Source organism: Leptolyngbya sp. FACHB-711, from assembly GCF_014695615.1.
In the GTDB taxonomy this organism is placed as follows: Bacteria; Cyanobacteriota; Cyanobacteriia; order Elainellales; family Elainellaceae; genus Leptolyngbya_A.
The window spans coordinates 12,766-30,123 of sequence record NZ_JACJOR010000497.1 but is presented as its reverse complement, the minus strand read 5'-3'; the positions used below and the strand labels follow the sequence as shown (position 1 = coordinate 30,123).

Here is a 17,358-nt window from a genome sequence, read left to right as displayed (position 1 = left end):
ATTACCAGAGGCTCGCCGAGCTGCTTCCAGAGTCCAAAGAGCGGCTGGTTGGTTTGGCGAAAATGGAAAGCCGTCACATGAAAGGGTTTCAGGCTTGTGGACGCAATCTACAAGTTACTCCTGACATGAAGTTTGCTCAAGAATTTTTCGCAGGTTTGCACAGCAACTTCCAGAAGGCAGCCGCTGAAGGCAAGATTGTTACCTGTTTGCTGATTCAATCTCTCATCATTGAGTGCTTTGCCATTTCTGCCTACAACATCTATATTCCGGTCGCAGATGATTTTGCCCGCAAGATCACCGAAGGCGTGGTCAAGGATGAATATACCCACCTGAACTTTGGCGAAGAGTGGCTGAAAGCAAACTTTGAAACGTCAAAAGCAGAACTTCAGGAAGCCAATCGTGAAAATCTGCCGATTGTCTGGCGAATGCTCAATCAGGTCGAAAATGATGCTCATGAACTGGGCATGGAAAAAGAGGCACTGGTAGAAGATTTCATGATTAGCTACGGAGAGGCACTAAGCAATATCGGTTTTACGACTGGCGAAATTATGCGGATGTCCGCTTATGGCTTGACTGCTGCTTAGGAATCTCAATCCCATTATTTGATCGGGGTGGGCATCTAGCTCGCCCTTTTTGTTGGGAATTTGGCTGAAGGTTTTTGCTGAGAATTTGGCTGGGAATTCGATTAGAAATTACATGGACAGACGTGCCGGGAGCAGCGTCAGCAACACGATCGCCAGAAACAGCAGGGCTGAACCCGTTTCCAGCAGGGTAACGCGCTGGATCTTAGTCGTGCAATACCAGTCTTGCTGCCCCAGAATCAGTCCATATTTCAGTAGCGCAACGGTAAAAGCGGCGATCGTAAAAGGAGAAAGGTTAGAAAGGACACGAACAGCATGACATAAACGCCATGCTCGGAAGAGAAAACGGACGATACCAAGCTTGAGGATTGCGCTAAGCAGGACTGCTTGTGGAATTTGCCTGTGGCATTGTACCCGCTCAAGTTCACTTTTTTTAGCTTGACGTATTCCCGCTAAAGCGCCTACAGCTTTCCCAAAAGCATTAATAAAAGTGCAAAGTTTGTATTCCTCTGCAAGATGTGTCGTGTGTAAATCGGTAAGGATATAAAGGCTTATAGCAAGAGAAAAAGATTGTCCTTTTCAGCGCTCCTGCTTTTGTTCTGTTAATTGTGGAATTACTGTTCCTAAAGTAATAGGGAAGTAAGAGGTTGTCTGACGAGTGTTTGGTTTCCTGTGTTGCCCCCATTACCCCCTCAAGGAGTCAACCTAGGCAAGCTTTGAATCCCAAAAAGTTCAACCAAGGAAATCTTCCCCAATCTCTGTAATTCGACAGAACGATCGCCTGATCAGGTTGTTTAGGATCGTTCGCACGATGACAATCACTCGATACATTATTCAGGAGAACGGACTATGCCTGAAATGCAAAAACAGGGAAAACCTACGGACGCGAAGCAGGACGAATTCGATCAGGATCTGCATCCCCACAGCATGGCAGGACAGAATCAGGGATTGCGGGTGACTGGGAGCCAGAGTGGTGAATTTCCCACCGCATACGACATCAAGGATTTGCACAACGTGCTGACTAGCTTCACTGACGAAGAGCTAAAGCAAATTTCAGTCGTTCCTCATGGAATGCGCTTAGAGCAGGGTGCAACCTATGTGGATCTGCTCGACCCCGATCGCGAAGAGTTCACAGCAATGGGTCATATGGAGGCGATCGAAGGAAGCTGGTACTGTCCTAAAAATGAGGTGCATTACGAGCTGTGGAACCGCCTGACTCACGTGCAAAATTCGCAGCAGACCGGAACGGGAGTTGATCAGCCGTCGGTCGGTTCGGTTTAAGCGCCTGTTCGACCCGCATCCAGAGTGCTACACAATCGCTCTGCGGGCAGTATTCTGGGGGAGCTATTCCGGGTGAAATGGTTAAGGTAGAAAACTCGCTTTCAACTCATTCATAAGCTGGGTTTCTGCCTGACCAATTTGTTCTCCCCGGATTGCCCGATTGCGAGGAAACCAAGCCGATGAATCGATTCAATTTCAGCGTCTTTCAGCAGTTCTGGACGATCGCCAAGTCCTATTGGTCAAGCGATGAGAAATGGCAGGCGCGGGGATTGCTGCTGGGCGTGGTGCTGTTTTTGCTGGCTTACACCGGGCTGAGTGTTTTGCTCAACAACAAGCGGGGGGTACTCATTTCTGCCCTTTCTGCCCAGGATGAGCCGCGATTCTGGCAAACGGTGATTATTTTTATTGGTGTACTGGTAGTTTATGCGCCTTTGCTGGCAGGGTACACCTATCTGCGTGATCGCCTCAGTTTACAGTGGCGACGGTGGCTGACCCATCGGTTTGTCGATCGATATTTTGCCAATCGCGCCTATTACAATCTGCAGGTTTTTGGCACAGAAATAGACAACCCCGATCAGCGCATTGCGGAAGACGTGCGGAGCTTTACGCAGGAATCGCTTACCTTTTTGCTGGTGCTGGTGGAATCTGTTTTGTCAGTGATTGCCTTTAGCAGTGTGCTGTGGGGCATTTCCAAGCCGCTGGTGTTTTTTCTGGTGCTGTATGCCCTCGTGGGGACAGTCGTAACCACTGGGGTGTTTGGCAAACCGCTGGTGCGGTTAAATTTTGGGCAGCTTAAGAAAGAAGCCAATTTCCGCTTTAGCCTGGTGCGAATTCGAGAAAATGCCGAGTCGATCGCCTTTTATCGGGGAGAAGAGCGGGAATCCAATCAGGTGAGCGATCGGTTTCAGGCTGTGTTCGACAACGTGAAGCGGCTGCTGGTGTGGGAACTGAACCTGAATATTCTCACCAATGCCTACGAGTTCATTCCATTTATTCTGCCTGCCCTGGTTGTTGCGCCTGCAATTTTTGCGGGAGAAATGGAAGTCGGTAAAGTTTCTGAGGCACAGGGCGCATTTGTTCGCGTCTTTTTCTCGCTCAATGTGGTGGTTGCCCGCTTCCAAGCATTGACCACCTTTGGAGCCGGAATCAATCGTCTCTATACGTTTGCTGCCTTTTTAGAGCAGATTGAAGCCCAAGCAGACGACAGAACCGACCAAAAGCCCAAGATTCAGACCGTCACAGCCGATCGCCTCGCCGTTCAACACCTCACCCTGCAAACGCCCAACTATCAGCGAACACTGATTGAAGATCTGACAATCAAACTGCCCAGCGGGTCAGGATTGCTGGTCATGGGTCCAAGCGGCTGCGGCAAAAGTTCATTGCTGAGGGCGATCGCGGGACTGTGGAATTCGGGTAAGGGAACGATCGAATGTCCTGAACCGAAGGAAATTTTGTTTTTACCACAGCGTCCCTATATGGTGCTGGGAACGTTGCGCGACCAGTTGCTTTACCCCAACACCGAGCTCGAGGTAGATGACGATCGCCTGAAGCAAGTTTTAGAACAAGTCAACCTGGGTGGACTGGAGGAGCGATTTGACGGCTTTGATACTGAGCAAGATTGGGGAGATGTCCTCTCGCTGGGCGAACAGCAACGACTCACCTTTGCCCGCCTGCTGTTAAATAAACCGAGGTACGTCATTCTCGATGAAGCAACCAGTGCCCTTGACCTGGAAAACGAGGAACGACTGTATCAACACCTGAAAGCGTTACAGGGTAACTCTGCTAACGAGACGGGCACAACGTTTCTCAGCGTTGGACATCGAGCAACCTTGGCGAACTATCATCAGTCGGTTTTGCAGTTGGCGATCGATCAAACCTGGAAGATTAAGCCATCGCCCGAATTTGAGAAGCAGCCAGAACTCTCAGAACTGGCATAGTTTCTCTGGCATCGTTTCTAAGGCTCATTCCTTTGAGACCACCCAAACCAGAACTGCACTATCGACCGCATCGGTAAATTGACGAATAGTGGTGTACTGGTCAATTACGATCGTCGCTTTTCCGGTTGTGCCGATCGTGCCCAGCTGCTGAATTGCGGCTTCCTGGTTTTCAAAGCAGAACCAGACTTTGCGATCGTCATTCAAAAATCGGGGCAGTTGGGTAGCTGAGGCAGCGTCTCCATCAAAGCAAACAGACTGAACATCAGGGGATTGCGGATGGGGTCTATAAGTGCCCGTCAGCAGGACCTCCCCCTGAAAGGCAACGGTTCCAACCATCGAGCCATCAAAGGCTTTTTGCACATCAACCTGCCTGACTTCCAATCCTTGAATTCGATCGCCTACTTGCAGCGTTGTAGGGTCAAACTGATTGGAGCGGGTGGGAGTTAGCAAAGCAATCGAGGCACTCGGCGGGGTTTCCACTTGCTTTGGAAGCTGCTGATCCGCACAGCCCCATCCGGCGATCGTCAGAGTAGAGCAGAGCGCAATCAATTTGTAAGATTTCATAACCGCGAACAAAGACACAGCGAGGGTTCAAATCGATCGACACTCAGAGATATTGAGAAGTTGCTGAGTCTAAACTGCTGATTCTAAACACTGTAAAAAAACGGGTAGAAAGTCGATCACCTTCAGCTTATTTACTTCTGCCAACGATCCCGATTGCGGGAAGCGACATGAGTAAACTGGCTGTTAGGGACAAACTTCTACCCGATGTGGGATTGAGAATTGAAACTTAGAAACTAAGCCACCGGAACCGCTGAGTATTTATAAATGGTTTCGCGATACTGGCTCTTGGGCTTCACGCCTTTTAGCTCAGCTACCAGTGCCTTATCCCGGAAAAATTGCACCGTGGGCGTACCAACGACTCCGGCAGACTCTGCGATATCGGGGTCTTGCTCAATGTCAATCTCGACATAGTGAATCTGACCTTCGAACTCATCCACAATCTTGCTGAGAATTGGCTTCAGCGTGTGGCAGGGTCCGCAGGTGGGCGAAGCGTACTTCACCATGATCAGACGATCGCTTTCGTGATAGAGCTTCCGCAGGGCGTAGCCCCCTTCATGGTGCGTCCGGGCAACGTCAAATTCAACCGCTTCTTCAGCCTCTGTTTTGTGATGCGGTGCTTCGACTGCTTTTTCTTCTTCTTCAGGCTGGTGGAACTCCTGCGCCAGTCCGTTTACTGAGAGCCAGCGTTCTGCCAGCATTGCTGCCTGACAGCCTGAACCCGCAGCGGTAATCGCCTGCCGATATTCGTGATCCTGCACGTCGCCGCACGCATACACGCCTTCGATATTGGTTTCAACATCGTTGCGCGTCACGATATAGCCGACATCATCCAGCTCAATTTGTCCCCGGAACAGAGAAGTATTGGGCGTGTGACCGATCGCATAAAATAGCCCTTTAACGTGCAGACTATCTTCTTTGCCCGTCTGAGTATTGCGGATCTTGATGCCGTTCATGTGCGTTTCGTCGCCAAAGATATCGATCGCCTCTGTATTGCGGTGAACGGTAATTTTAGGATTGATCAGCACCCGATCCTGCATGGCTTTGCTGGCACGCATCGTTTCGCCGCGAATCAGCAGATGTACGTGGGAGCCATACTTTGTTAGATAAACGGCTTCTTCTGCCGCCGAGTCGCCGCCGCCGATCACTGCCAGTTCCGCCTGACGGAAAATTGGGGTCGCGCCATCGCAAATCGCACAGGCAGAAATTCCCCGGCTCCAGAACTCATGCTCACAGGGTAAACCCAGCCGCTTTGCGGTGGCTCCAGTGGCAATAATGACGCTATGTGCCCGCACTTCTCTTTCTTCTGAGCGAATCACAAACGGACGCTGGCTAAAATCTACTTCGGTGACATCTTCTGTCACCAGCTCTGCGCCCCAGCGAATTGCCTGCGCCTTCATCCGGTCCATAAGCTGCGGACCTGTGATTCCGTCAGGAAAGCCAGGAAAGTTTTCTACTTCCGTCGTGGTCATGAGTTGCCCACCCGGTAGCCCTCCTGCCTGATAGCCTTCGAACACAAAGGGTTTCAGGTTCGCCCGTGCTGCATAAATCGCTGCCGTATATCCTGCCGGACCAGAACCGATAATGACAACGTTTTCTACCGTAGGGTTTGCCATAGCTATTTATATGAACTCATAACGACTACGCTTAGTATAGCTTAATTTTTCGAAATGGGTATAGCAAAAGGAAAAATACGCCAAACGGTTACTTCCCCTCATCCCCCAGCCCCTTCTTACACCAGCGGCGCAGAGGAGACGAATTGGAAGTCCTGCGATCGTTTTAGGAAGGGGATCTAGGGAAAAGTAGGGAAAAGGGATCTAGGGGGAGGGTCAGCATGCCTCCCAAGCTCATGGTGCTATAAGTGCCTAGAACTCTAATGAATCAAGGAATGGGTCAAGGAATGGGTCAAGCTATGCTAGTTATCGCTTTTGAATAAAATCAATCGCCTGATTAACTCTCAGTTTGCTGGGAAGCGTGGTTTGACAAGAAGTTGTGCAATGAAGGCACGTCTGAGGCAATGCGAAGCAGTTTCCTCTCCAGGGTTGTCAGATTATTGCTTGAAGGTAACTATCGCTGGGTTTTGGCATTGAGATTCACAGTGCGTGGGTCATTTGTGTTCGCTCATTCCAATTTGTCTGCTTGCTTCATCGTCGCCACGAACTCGTCTTCTTTTCTTTGCGATCGTCCTTCTCTTTCTTATTAAAATCCCGCTTGCCAGAGCGATTAAACGAATCCTCTGGCTTTTCCTTTTCCACTGCCCATTCTTCTTCGCTGATCCAGGTAGAAACCGATCGCAGCACAGGCGGAACCTCAGTGCCTAGGGGAAATTCGAGAATCGTTTCGCTTAAGCCCAGATAGCCCGATTCGCTAAACGACATCAGCATTCGCTGCACCGCAAACCAGACTTCTGCTTCGTATTCCCAGTTTTCGCCATAAGAGCATCTGCCTGCGATCGATTTGAGTGCCCAGAAATAGCTGTTTCGCACGATCGATCCGCTCTTTTTATACTGGGGAAGATCGTCAGTGTGGATCAATAAAACTTCATTTTCAATTTTGGCTCGCACGCGCTCTGCCCCTGGATGTGACATAAAATTAGCTTTCATGGTAACAATTTCAGAATGTCATCAGAGGGATAGCGGTTGAAACGACGTTCGCTTCAAGTTGGGCTGCGGTGGTTATTGATCAGCGTACTGGTGCTGGGAATTGGCTTTCGATTTCTGAATCTCGATCGCAAGATTCTTTGGCACGACGAAGTTTATACCTCTATGCGATCGGCAGGCTATACACGTCATGAAATTGACAGCAGCCTATTTCGCGATCGGTTTATTCCCGCGCCCAATTTGCAGTGGTATCAGCAGCCAAAGCCGGGCAGCACCTTTCCCGATACGATTTATTCTTTAGCAGTCGAAGATCCGCAGCATCCACCGCTCTACTTTGTGCTATCCCGGTTCTGGATGAAGCTTTTCGGCAGTGGAATTGCAGAAACTCGCCTCTTTCCTGCACTGCTGAGCCTGCCCGGAATCATCATGATGTATTGGCTGGCGATCGAGCTATTTGGTTCCCGATTGGCGGCACTGGTGGCAGCGGCTCTGCTGGCTCTTTCCCCCTATGACATTTTGTTTGCCCAGACGAATCGGCAATACAGCCTGCTGACGACGATCGTGATTGGAAGTAGCTGGCTGCTGCTGCAGGCAATCCGGCTGCCTACCTGGTGGAACTGGGGGCTGTATATGCTGAGCCTGGCACTTGGGCTGTATGCCCATCCATTCTTCGCACTGACAATCGCAGCTCATGGAGTTTATGTGTTGTTGGTGGGTAGACCGGAGCCGAACAAAGACAAACCAGACCCGGCTCAGCGCGAATCCCTCAATCCCGAAGAAAAATCGGCGGCTCCGCGTCGGCGGCTCAAGTTTAGTTTTCCGATCAGGAGGCTGGTTTTCGATCGCCCACCTTTTGGCAATTTGCGCCTTTATTTGCAGTTTGGCATCGCCGTCCTGGAAGCTCTGATTCTCTACAGTCCCTGGATTGCGGTGATGTACTTTAATCGTCAGCGGGCATTAGCAACAACAGATTGGGCGCAAGTGCCTACTGATTTTGGTTATTTGATCAAGCTGTGGCTACTTAGTTTTACGTCGCTGTTTGTCGATCTTGACTTTGGCTTCAACAATCCTGTCACCTATCTGGTGCGAATTCCTTTTCTGCTGCTGGTGTTTATGGGAATGGTGCTACTGTATCGAACCGCTCCGCGCAAGACCTGGCTATTTGTGCTGCTAAACTTCCTGGTTCCTTTTCTGCTGCTGGTGCTGGCAGATGTGCTTTTGGGCGGAAAGCGATCGGCAGTAAGTCGCTATCTGGTTTCGTGCTATCCGGCGATTCAGCTTGCGGTAGCTTATTTATTTGGCGTTGCGCTGTTTAGTAAGCCTGCTTTTTGGCAGAAGGCGATGGGGCGATCGAGCCCGCTTTCTGCTCGTTTGGCGCAAGGGTTGGGAAAGCAATCAATCTGGTTTGGCATTTTAACCGCTGTGTTTACGGCAAGCCTGATCTCTTGCAGTCTGAGCGCGGCAGCACAAACCTGGTGGAGCAAGGATTTGAGCTATTCAAACGCCGAAGTTGCCCAAATTGTGAATCGAGAAGCAGAAACGAGCAATCCAGTTCTGGTTAGCGATATCGGCGACGACTACACCAACACAGGTGATCTGATTTCACTGAGCTTTCGACTGACCGACAAAGTAAGGCTTTACACCGCCAGCGAAACGCCCAATCTCGATCCACTCGCTCCTGAATCCAACGTTATTTTCTTTCGTCCCTCCCAAAAACTGCGATCGGCGATCGAGCAAAAAGGCTGGTCGTTGCAGTCTTTCTATCGAGAAGGTCGGCTCTGGCAGCTCAAGCGGTAAATCCGATCGGTCAACCCGATCAAAGATTCGATTCGGCATTCCCTACTCCGTCAACGAGAATCGATCGCACTACACTAGATCAAGGCTTGCTCATTGTGGTCATTCGATCGAAAGAATTGTTCATTCTTTTCCCTACTTCCGTTTCCTGAACTATTTTCTGAACTTTTCCTGAACCTTTCTGAACTATGTACACCGTTCCAACCTCGGCTGAAAATTTAGCAGCACTCGATAATAAACTTTCTAATCGTTACATTGAACTCGATCCGGCAGGATACTTTGTCATTTATGTTGATCGCGAAGCCGGGTTAATCTGCGCTAAGCACTACACTAATACGATTAACGACAAAGGTTTAGCCTGCGATCCCGAAACAGGTGAACCTCTGCCTTGTAATGTCAAGGTCGAGCGCACCCCTACAGTTTTGTTTACAGGCAGAACGGCAAAAGAACTCTGCATCAAAATCTTTGAAGAAACGAAACCTGCACCCATTACCTACCTGGATCACGCTGCCTATTTGGGACGCGAATTTGTCCGAGCAGAAGCCGCGCTGATCAGCGGACAGGACTATATTCAGGACTAAATTGAGGACGAAGAGGCTTTTGGAGAAGTTACGCTGTTGCCCGAACCGCCCCTTGCGAGCCAATTTGGGGAGGAACCCTGCTCTCTTGAAGGTTTTCAAAGTTACCCGGCATTGGGGAATTTGGGGGCAATGTCGAATCTCTGACACTTCTCAAACACCCCATCAACATGTTTCCCTTCTGTCTCGCCCAAAATTGTCTAGCATTAACTCAGAGCTAATTTTCAGGACAAACCGCCATGTCTAGCCCACTCTATAGCCCGGAAGACGCGCAGCAAATTCTGCATCTGGCGATCGTTCGTCAGGTGGAAGCCGGAGACGTGACCCGCGATCAGTTGCTTGAGATTGCGGCAGAGCTGAATATCGCTCCGGGAGAACTGGCGGCAGCAGAGCGGGAATGGATGACCCAGCGCGGAGAGGCGATCGATCGAGTGGCATTCGATCGGCATCGGCAGCAGCAGTTTCGGCATCGACTGGGGCGGTTCTTGATTGTGAGTTTGTTTCTGGTTGCGCTCAATGCTCTAACCGGAGGCGCGGCGGGCTGGTTGCTCTACATTCTGTTTCCCTGGGCCTTAGCAGTTACGCTGGATGGATGGAAAACTTTTCAGCTTCAGGGGGAATCCTACGAAGGCGCGTTCAAACGGTGGCAGCAAAAACGCAGGCTTAAAACTTCTGTCACTCGCTTGCTCGATCGCTGGTTAAGCGTGTAACTCCAGGAAAACTCTCGTCTCCATTCTCTAGTGCAGCACTCTTCTCTGCCTGCTAAACGCCGCTGTGTGCTGATTTGTCAGCATCGTTCCTGTACGCGCCAGGGTTCTGCCGAGGTGCTGGCTGCGTTTCAAGCCATGGTTCCCGCAGGGGTCATGGCAACAGCAAGCGGCTGCATGGGGCAGTGTGCCTCTGGTCCCACAGTGCGAATCATGCCCGACGGCGAGTGGTACTGCCGCATTCAGCGATCGGACGTAGAAACCATTGTGAAGGAACACCTGGAAGGCGATCGCCCCGTCAGAAATTTGCTTCACCCCCGCTTTCACCCGCTAGAGGAAGCATAAGCCTAGCTGGTTGTGCTGTTGCGTGTTTGCCAAGCTAGCTCGAGCAGGGCAACCCACCGCTTCTGAACTTGTTTCAGCGTACAGCGTAGGGCTTTAGCAATTTCCTGATCGCTGTGCTTCTGGGTTTTAAGCCGCAAAAGCTGGTGCTGGTCTGGGGTCAACTGCTGAAGAAATGCTTCCCACTGCTGGAGCGGCATTCCGAGATTTTGATCAAGGTCTGCGCCGAGCCACTGATGCACCAACTGCCAGCGATGCGAGCGAGCAAACTTCTCGACATGATATTTAAATCGCTGTTGCAGATAGTCGCGCTGCCGGGGCGAAAGATTGAGAATCTCATCGATTTCCGGGGCGGAGAGATCCTGAAGCTTAAGGGTGAGATAGTCGACACAGTCGGGCTGTCCCTGCGCTTCGAGGTAGCTGATCAACTCGGTGATGACTCGATCGCGCAACACAAAATCGGTTGGATCAGTCGTTTCCGCCGTCATTTGTTCCCGCACCTGCTGCACCAGAGGCGATCGGCTGTGCTGTTCAGCTTCTTCGCTTTTTGCGCTCTCAATCGCCATTTCTAAGTCGATCGCGGTTTCGGGAGGCTGACGGTGAGCAAATCCCTGAGCGCGGAGGACAATGAGCTGCTGGGTGCGCCGTCCGGGAAGAGCAATTCTGCGCTTGGCATAGTGTTCGGTAAATGCCATATATTCTGCTAGTTCCAGTCGTGTGCGCGGCGAGTAATCCTCTGGCAGGATGTTCTCGCGCCGAAACGCCTTGAGCACTTCGATGTAAAATCCCTGCAAAAAGTCTTCAATCAGCCCATAGCGGGCACTAAAGCCCATCTGGGTCTGGGTTGCCACAATGTGACGGTAAACCATCGTGCTGAGATGGCTATGCAGTTCGACCCGACCTCGCTTTGAGCCTAGCTTGTAGTAGCTCAGGCACTTTTTCAGCCGATGCTGTGCCAGCGTCATTAGCCAGGTTTGCTGCTGCCCAGAACTGCGGATGCGATCGCTTTTGTCGCAGATACGTTCTACTTCGGTGAGGATGCGATCGATCAGGATACGGATCGAGGGAAGGTGAGATATTGCTTCAGTTTCAAGCTCACTCAGTAATTTCGCTGTCAATTCTTCCCGAAGCTGCAAGTCTGCCGCTGAATATTCAGAAGTATGGTTGACTGGGGCAGCATTGACCCCGACAGGAGAATGAGGAGTGGAGGAATTGGTCTGGATGGGGGCATCCGGTAGATCACCGACAGATGAAAAGGGGTTGGGAATCACGCAAGGAAACTCACTCGCCACAGAAAGGAAACAGGAGGAATTCACAGGTTCAGAGTTCATAAATGAATTGCAGGGTGATGCACAACGACAACAGCGCAGAACGGGAGTTCCAGAATTTTGAGCTTCACGACTCAGGTTCTTAGAACTCAAAACCGTCTGAGATGTTTCTGCCCGATTGCCGATGTCTACATCTAAAGTTTGGGAAACTCCGGCTCTTGCCCGTTTTTAGCAGCCACTTTTTTTTGTGGTTTCCGGATGGGAACAAATTCAATTGATATACCGCAGGCTTGAGCAACCCAAAATGTTGGATTCACCCTAGGCGCAAACAAGGCTGGAGTGCTGCTCCTGCTGATTTTTACCTGCCGCTCGTCCTGTGAGGCTACAATCTGGGAGATCGGTCCTTCCGCTCCACCTTAGGAGGACAATTCTGCAACTGGATCGCCCGCAGCAATCAGGAAATTTTTGTCGTTGTTGGTGAACTGCCTTTCCGCGATTGTCCAGATAAATCGTCCAGATAAAGGGATAAGTGCTGCGAATCTAGCTTCTGTTCCGCTCCCCTCGCGAGTCAATTTCAGTATCCCCTCAGCGTGCTTCCCGCGATGAGAGAGTGACTTTCAGATCTGCAACCGCTTCCCAGCCCAATCCTTTGCGAAGGACGATCGGTTCTGCCTGGGTCAGGTCGAGGATGGTAGACACTTGAGTACGAATCGGAGACTGATCATCAATAATGATGTCAACCCGCTGATCAAGCTGATCAAACAGTTCAGCCGAATCAATGAACTGATCTTCCGCATGAACCACCGTCGGCGCAGACGTAGAGATGATCGGATTTCCCAAACTCTGCAAAAGTGCCTGACAAATCGCATGATTAGGAACCCGAATTCCGGTCGTTTTGCGCTTCGGATCTTGCACCAGTCGCGGCACAAGCTTGGTTGCCGGAAGCAAAAACGTATAGGGTCCGGGGATCAGGTGACGAATTAGCCGATAGGAAGCATCACTCACGATCGCATACTGAGCAATATTTGACAGCGAAGGACACAAGAAGGTCAGCGGCTTATCGTTTGAGAGCTGCTTTAGTTTTCGGACGCGCTCGATCGCCGATTTTGCATTGAGGTCGCAGCCGATCGCATACACTGTATCAGTGGGATATAGGACGACCGCCCCATCGCGTAACGCATCGCGAATCTTTTCAATCCGTCGCATCTGGGGTGTTTCTGAATGCAATTTATAAACGATCGCCATCGGAACTCCTGATTCTCCTCACACTGCTTGCTTCATTTTGCCTTATGACGAAACTAGCTTATCTGGATTGCCCCACGGGTCTGTCTGGGGATATGTGCCTGGGTGCACTGGTTGATGCCGGCGTTCCCCTGACTTATCTGATTGAGACGTTAGAAAAGTTGGGCATCTCGGACGAATACAAACTCTGGGCAGATCGGGTACAGCGCAACGGACAGCAGGCAACCAAGGTTTTTGTCGAACTGGTTTCAAACTCCGATCGAACACATAGAGATCATGCCGGGCAGGCAGCAGCCCCTTCAGCGCATCAACCCGAAGCACACCTTCATAGAGACGATCGCGATCCTCCTCGTCGCTCCACTCACGCCGAAGATCACCGTCATTCCGATCATCCCGCTCCTCACAATCATCCCCTGCATCATCATGCCGAGCGAAACTTACCCGAAATCGAAGCGTTGATTCGATCGGCTCAGTTGGCCCCCCGCACCGAAGCCTGGAGCCTGGCAGTCTTTCGTCGGCTAGCTGAAGCAGAAGCAGCAGTGCATGGCATTCCGCCAGAGTCAGTTCACTTTCACGAAGTGGGCGCAACGGATGCGATCGTTGATATTGTGGGAACCTGTGCCGGGCTGGACTGGCTGGGGGTCGATCAAATTTACTGTTCTGCTTTACCGATCGGTGGAGGAACAGTTCGCGCAGCCCACGGTCGTCTACCCGTTCCGGCTCCGGCAGTTCTGAAGCTGTGGGAAATGCGTCAGGTTCCTATCTACAGCAACGGGATCGATCGCGAACTCGTAACGCCCACAGGTGCAGCTCTGGTGACAACGCTGGCAGATCAATTTGGTGCACCGCCACCGATGACGCTTCAAAAAGTAGGGCTGGGCGCGGGATCAATTCATCTACCGCTCCCCAACATTCTGCGGCTGTGGATTGGTACTGCTGAAGCTGGGCCAGCCAAGAAACTGCATCAAGCCAATTCCCCTTCAAAGCAAACTGTTCTTCATTGCAACGCAGCCCCGCTTGCAACAAGCCATCTGCTTCCTTCAGAGAAAAAACCGCTTCAGAGGATTCATTCTGCCCATCACTCATCTGAAGCTGCGGGGATCAAGGAAACGGTCGGTCAGCAGGAAACTGTCACGGTGTTAGAAACGCAAATTGATGATCTCAATCCCCAGGCGATTGGCTACGTAATGGATGCGCTGCTTCGGGCAGGGGCACTGGATGTCTTTACCCAGCCCATCGGTATGAAGAAATCGCGGCCGGGGCTATTGTTAACGGTAATTTGTCGTCCAGAGCAGATCGAAATCTGTGAAGCGATTATGTTTCGGGAAACAACTACCCTGGGCATCCGGCGAGCCCAGCAGGCAAGAACCGTGCTCTACCGGGAAATTGAAACGGTGCAAACGGTTTACGGAGCAATTCGCGTCAAGGTTGCGCGGCAATCAAAATTGGGTGCAGTGGTGAATGTGCAGCCAGAGTATGAAGATTGTGCTGAAATTGCCCGAAAAACTCAACAACCCTGGCGTGAAGCTCATCGAGTTGCGATCGCAGCGTGGTATCATCAATTCCGTGAATCTAACCAATAAACTGAAAAACTATAAGCTACAGAGGGAGAGCAGCCGGGAGCGGCTCTTTACCTGCTTACAAAGCCGTAACTCTGTGCCGGACTGGTTCCAGTTCACCTGGTCGAAAATCTGGTGAAGAATATACAGCCCACGACCGCACTCATCAAAGTCACTGATGTTGTACTGGTTAAAATCTGAGCTACCGCAACAGCAGTCCGGCACAAAACCTGTTCCCTGATCGGAAATGACCCACCAGTACTGATCTTCTAAAACAAAAAACTCGACCAGAATAATCTTACTGGGATCAAGGTTATTTCCATGTTTCGCAGCATTAACCAAAGCTTCCTGCAAACCCAAACGTAGCTCTGGCTGCCATTTGGGAGGAATATCTGCCAATAGCAGATCCAAAATAGGGCATAAGTGAAGAGTCGAGGCAAAACTGACTGTGCCCCACTTGCGACCGCTTGGACGCGGTGAGATGGAAATCACCGAAGAACCCTCTCAGCTTTCAAGTGGATGACTTGCACCGCTTTTGAGTTCACAAATATCTTGCGACTCAAAAACCTATCAGACTCAGCCATTGCATATCCTAAAAGAATCATTGAAGACACACAACAGCACTTGAGATTTGACTTGATACTTAGCTATCCAACCGCGTATGACGGCATAGACACTTCCATCGGACTAAGTTCATCCTAGCATAGCCCTACCACCTTTATAGAACCCTCTCAGTATCCGACTGCGACGGATAGATAAACCGATAGCTTAAGTGAGGCGATCGGGTGAAGCTTGAGGAAAACACAGTTTACTTTACCCTGAAGCTTGCCCTTAATTCGTTGCATTGATCGCCTTATCAGCCTAGGGAGAGGTGGTATACAGAGGTAAATTTGTTTTACTACAGGGGCTTCACATCAGTTTTACTATAGGTGCTTCAGACTCTATCTTTACATAAGGAAAATACGGTACGGAGTTGCAGGCTCAGTTGCAGACAGGGATGTAATGTTTCAATGAACTCTCAGTGAAAGCACTAGCCTTCAGTAAAAAAAGATGGCAAGCTAGTGTTCACCACGAGGGTTTCAACTTAAACCGATATACGAATAGATGCGTTAGCCCCCAGATAGGAAGATTCGATTGTTAGTAAAAGTTTCAATCTGACTTCTTAACTGCATCAATCCGGCGAACAAAAATTTTCTCTCTATTTTTGAGTAACAGAATGGTGAGCGTGATGTGGAGGAGAAGCTCCAGATGAGCCAGGTAAAACTACTGAATGTTGATATTGATAATCTCTCAATGACGGAGCTGCTTGAGAAGCTGAATCGCGGCACGGTATTTACGCCGAATGTCGATCATCTTGTAAAGCTGCAAGCCGATCGCGAATTCTTTGAGGCTTACCAGGACGCAGACTTCAGAACTTGCGATAGTAAAATTTTATACTATATAGCAAAGCTGCTGGGTTGCCCGGTTAAGGAAAAAGTTTCCGGGTCGGATCTATTCCCTGCCTTCTGCGAATACCATAAGCGCAGCGAAGACATCTCTATCTTTCTGCTTGGAGCGCGAGAAGGAGTTGCGGCTGAGGCTCAGCGTCGGATTAATGCAAGAATTGGCAGAGCCATTGTCACCGCTGTGCATTCTCCCTCCTTCGGGTTTGAGCGGAGCGAAGAGGAATGCGAACAAATTATTGACCTAGTCAATCAATCTGGAGCAACAGTCCTCGCGGTGGGAGTTGGTGCACCAAAACAGGAAAAGTTTATCCATAAGTACAAGCACCGCTTTAAGCACGTCAAGATCTTTATGGCGGTCGGTGCAACGATCGACTTTGAGGCAGGAAACGTGCTGCGTGCACCCAAATGGGTTAGCGAAACGGGTCTAGAATGGCTTTACCGCCTGCTTTCGGAGCCACGTCGTCTCTGGCGACGCTATTTAGTCGAGGGACCATCTTTCTTTTGGCTAACCTTTTTGCAAATGTGCAATCTCTACCGAGATCCGTTTAAGGAAAAAGGCTCTGAAGCATCCACGGCAACCCGGATTACCGCCTGAGCAAAATATTGCAATTGTTCAGTAATCGAAGACGGAGGCAGGACTTTTACCCTGCCCCATTTTTTTGCCTTAATTTTTTGCCTTAATATAAAATACCTTAGGAAAATCCCTTAGAGGGATGTCTGAGCAAACTGCCAGCAAACTGCCAAAAGCAGCATGAAACTGGCTGAAAGTGCTGCTACGATAGGGGCACATTCGGGAAGCCTGACGACAACCGATCGATCCAGCAGTCGTCATTGAGTCGTCGTTGAAGGGAGAGTCTGCAATGGGATTGTTTGAGGATTTAAGCGGCTTTTTGGAAAGCAGACTGGAGGAATTTCTGCGAAATAACCCTCATCTCGAATTGCAGGCACTTGCTGACAAGCTTGCGGAACAGGAGGAAGAAGCCATTCGCCTGCTGGGAAACTTGCGCCTGCGCGAAAAACAGCTTCAGGACGAAATCCTGAATACGGCTCAGGAAATTCAACGCTGGCATGTGCGAATCGAAAAGGCAAAGAATGCTAATCGGCTCGATCTCGTAAAGCCTGCCGAAGAACGAGAAGCTGCACTGCTGCGCCAAGGCAATCAGCTTTGGGGGCAAATGGAACTTGTCAAGGAGCGTGTCAAGCAGGCGATCGAGCTTCAGAGCCAAATTAAGGTGCGCCGTCAGGAAATCAAGGTTAAATTAACCGAAGCAGAGGCGGCTGCTCGTGCCACCGCACAGTCAGAGCAGTTTCAAACTGACCAGCAGTGGCAAACAATCGGCTGGAACCAGGGCTTTAGTTCCAACACTGCCGCCGATCCGCTTGAGCAGTCCTTCCGGCGCTGGGAGATGGATGAGGAGCTAGAAAATCTAAAGCGGCAGATGGGTCGCTAACCGAAACGGGAG

Annotated in this window: 16 protein-coding genes; 10 read left to right on the top strand and 6 right to left on the bottom strand. The window is 50.4% G+C overall.

Translation table 11 applies throughout. The annotated features are described in order from the left end of the window. From H6F80_RS23560 to H6F80_RS23550, 3 genes are all read left to right on the top strand, one after another. On the top strand, positions 1 to 584 hold a 584-nt coding region (locus tag H6F80_RS23560), incomplete at its 5' end, for an aldehyde oxygenase (deformylating) (protein WP_190793954.1). A gap of 846 nt (positions 585 to 1,430) precedes the next feature. Next, positions 1,431 to 1,862, top strand: a complete 432-nt coding sequence (locus H6F80_RS23555) for a hypothetical protein (protein ID WP_190793953.1) — start codon at positions 1,431 to 1,433, stop codon at positions 1,860 to 1,862. A 179-nt stretch (positions 1,863 to 2,041) separates the two neighbouring features. Continuing rightward, positions 2,042 to 3,799: an ABC transporter ATP-binding protein/permease gene (locus tag H6F80_RS23550; RefSeq protein WP_190793952.1), complete on the top strand. Its 1,758-nt coding sequence runs from the start codon at positions 2,042 to 2,044 to the stop codon at positions 3,797 to 3,799. A 24-nt stretch (positions 3,800 to 3,823) separates the two neighbouring features. On the opposite strand, the gene H6F80_RS23545 is transcribed toward H6F80_RS23550, so the two are convergent. From H6F80_RS23545 to H6F80_RS31425, 3 genes are all read right to left on the bottom strand, one after another. Further along, complete coding sequence (locus tag H6F80_RS23545) at positions 3,824 to 4,363, bottom strand: hypothetical protein (RefSeq protein WP_190793951.1); 540 nt, start codon at positions 4,361 to 4,363, stop codon at positions 3,824 to 3,826. 233 nt (positions 4,364 to 4,596) lie between these two features. After that, complete coding sequence (gene trxB, locus H6F80_RS23540; protein WP_190793950.1) at positions 4,597 to 5,976, bottom strand: thioredoxin-disulfide reductase; 1,380 nt, start codon at positions 5,974 to 5,976, stop codon at positions 4,597 to 4,599. Between the two features lie 528 nt (positions 5,977 to 6,504). Continuing rightward, the gene (locus tag H6F80_RS31425; RefSeq protein ID WP_518523639.1) at positions 6,505 to 6,963 is read right to left on the bottom strand and encodes a hypothetical protein; all 459 of its coding nucleotides are present in this window, start codon (positions 6,961 to 6,963) and stop codon (positions 6,505 to 6,507) included. A 36-nt stretch (positions 6,964 to 6,999) separates the two neighbouring features. Here H6F80_RS31425 and H6F80_RS23530 point away from each other — a divergent pair, with 36 nt between their 5' ends. The 4 genes from H6F80_RS23530 to H6F80_RS23515 all read left to right on the top strand — a co-directional run bounded on the left by H6F80_RS23530 (position 7,000) and on the right by H6F80_RS23515 (position 10,384). Next, entirely contained in the window at positions 7,000 to 8,757 is a 1,758-nt protein-coding gene (locus H6F80_RS23530) for a glycosyltransferase family 39 protein (RefSeq protein ID WP_199296780.1), read from the top strand. Between the two features lie 185 nt (positions 8,758 to 8,942). Continuing rightward, a complete protein-coding gene (locus H6F80_RS23525) occupies positions 8,943 to 9,335 on the top strand; it encodes a DUF4346 domain-containing protein (RefSeq protein WP_190793949.1) in 393 nt (130 codons plus the stop codon). Between the two features lie 236 nt (positions 9,336 to 9,571). Then, positions 9,572 to 10,042 carry a 2TM domain-containing protein gene (locus tag H6F80_RS23520; RefSeq protein WP_190793948.1) on the top strand — a complete coding sequence of 157 codons (471 nt, stop codon included), beginning with the start codon at positions 9,572 to 9,574 and terminating at the stop codon, positions 10,040 to 10,042. A 30-nt stretch (positions 10,043 to 10,072) separates the two neighbouring features. Continuing rightward, positions 10,073 to 10,384 carry a (2Fe-2S) ferredoxin domain-containing protein gene (locus H6F80_RS23515; RefSeq protein WP_190793947.1) on the top strand — a complete coding sequence of 104 codons (312 nt, stop codon included), beginning with the start codon at positions 10,073 to 10,075 and terminating at the stop codon, positions 10,382 to 10,384. Between the two features lie 2 nt (positions 10,385 to 10,386). Here the strand turns inward: H6F80_RS23515 and H6F80_RS23510 are convergent, their stop codons facing one another. Further along, entirely contained in the window at positions 10,387 to 11,712 is a 1,326-nt protein-coding gene (locus H6F80_RS23510) for a HetZ-related protein (RefSeq protein WP_190793946.1), read from the bottom strand. 522 nt (positions 11,713 to 12,234) lie between these two features. Then, positions 12,235 to 12,894: an L-threonylcarbamoyladenylate synthase gene (locus H6F80_RS23505; RefSeq protein WP_190793945.1), complete on the bottom strand. Its 660-nt coding sequence runs from the start codon at positions 12,892 to 12,894 to the stop codon at positions 12,235 to 12,237. A 44-nt stretch (positions 12,895 to 12,938) separates the two neighbouring features. Between H6F80_RS23505 and larC the strand changes: the two genes are divergently transcribed. Further along, on the top strand, positions 12,939 to 14,474 hold the full coding sequence (gene larC / locus H6F80_RS23500; RefSeq protein ID WP_190793944.1) for a nickel pincer cofactor biosynthesis protein LarC: 1,536 nt from the start codon (positions 12,939 to 12,941) through the stop codon (positions 14,472 to 14,474). 9 nt (positions 14,475 to 14,483) lie between these two features. Here the strand turns inward: larC and H6F80_RS23495 are convergent, their stop codons facing one another. After that, on the bottom strand, positions 14,484 to 14,942 hold the full coding sequence (locus tag H6F80_RS23495; RefSeq protein ID WP_190793943.1) for an ATP-binding protein: 459 nt from the start codon (positions 14,940 to 14,942) through the stop codon (positions 14,484 to 14,486). 756 nt (positions 14,943 to 15,698) lie between these two features. Between H6F80_RS23495 and H6F80_RS23490 the strand changes: the two genes are divergently transcribed. Continuing rightward, positions 15,699 to 16,490 carry a WecB/TagA/CpsF family glycosyltransferase gene (locus tag H6F80_RS23490; RefSeq protein WP_190793942.1) on the top strand — a complete coding sequence of 264 codons (792 nt, stop codon included), beginning with the start codon at positions 15,699 to 15,701 and terminating at the stop codon, positions 16,488 to 16,490. A 265-nt stretch (positions 16,491 to 16,755) separates the two neighbouring features. Then, positions 16,756 to 17,346 carry a TIGR04376 family protein gene (locus H6F80_RS23485; protein WP_190793941.1) on the top strand — a complete coding sequence of 197 codons (591 nt, stop codon included), beginning with the start codon at positions 16,756 to 16,758 and terminating at the stop codon, positions 17,344 to 17,346. Positions 17,347 to 17,358: the final 12 nt, after the last annotated feature.

Excerpts from the sequence above, each read along its gene's own strand:
- H6F80_RS23555 (WP_190793953.1), top strand. The coding sequence starts at position 1,431 with ATGCCTGAAATGCAAAAACAGGGAAAACCTACGGACGCGAAGCAGGAC.
- H6F80_RS23550 (WP_190793952.1), top strand. The coding sequence starts at position 2,042 with ATGAATCGATTCAATTTCAGCGTCTTTCAGCAGTTCTGGACGATCGCC.
- H6F80_RS23545 (WP_190793951.1), bottom strand. The coding sequence starts at position 4,363 with ATGAAATCTTACAAATTGATTGCGCTCTGCTCTACTCTGACGATCGCC.
- trxB (WP_190793950.1), bottom strand. The coding sequence starts at position 5,976 with ATGGCAAACCCTACGGTAGAAAACGTTGTCATTATCGGTTCTGGTCCG.
- H6F80_RS31425 (WP_518523639.1), bottom strand. The coding sequence starts at position 6,963 with ATGAAAGCTAATTTTATGTCACATCCAGGGGCAGAGCGCGTGCGAGCC.
- H6F80_RS23525 (WP_190793949.1), top strand. The coding sequence starts at position 8,943 with ATGTACACCGTTCCAACCTCGGCTGAAAATTTAGCAGCACTCGATAAT.
- H6F80_RS23520 (WP_190793948.1), top strand. The coding sequence starts at position 9,572 with ATGTCTAGCCCACTCTATAGCCCGGAAGACGCGCAGCAAATTCTGCAT.
- H6F80_RS23510 (WP_190793946.1), bottom strand. The coding sequence starts at position 11,712 with ATGAACTCTGAACCTGTGAATTCCTCCTGTTTCCTTTCTGTGGCGAGT.
- H6F80_RS23505 (WP_190793945.1), bottom strand. The coding sequence starts at position 12,894 with ATGGCGATCGTTTATAAATTGCATTCAGAAACACCCCAGATGCGACGG.
- larC (WP_190793944.1), top strand. The coding sequence starts at position 12,939 with ATGACGAAACTAGCTTATCTGGATTGCCCCACGGGTCTGTCTGGGGAT.
- H6F80_RS23490 (WP_190793942.1), top strand. The coding sequence starts at position 15,699 with ATGAGCCAGGTAAAACTACTGAATGTTGATATTGATAATCTCTCAATG.
- H6F80_RS23485 (WP_190793941.1), top strand. The coding sequence starts at position 16,756 with ATGGGATTGTTTGAGGATTTAAGCGGCTTTTTGGAAAGCAGACTGGAG.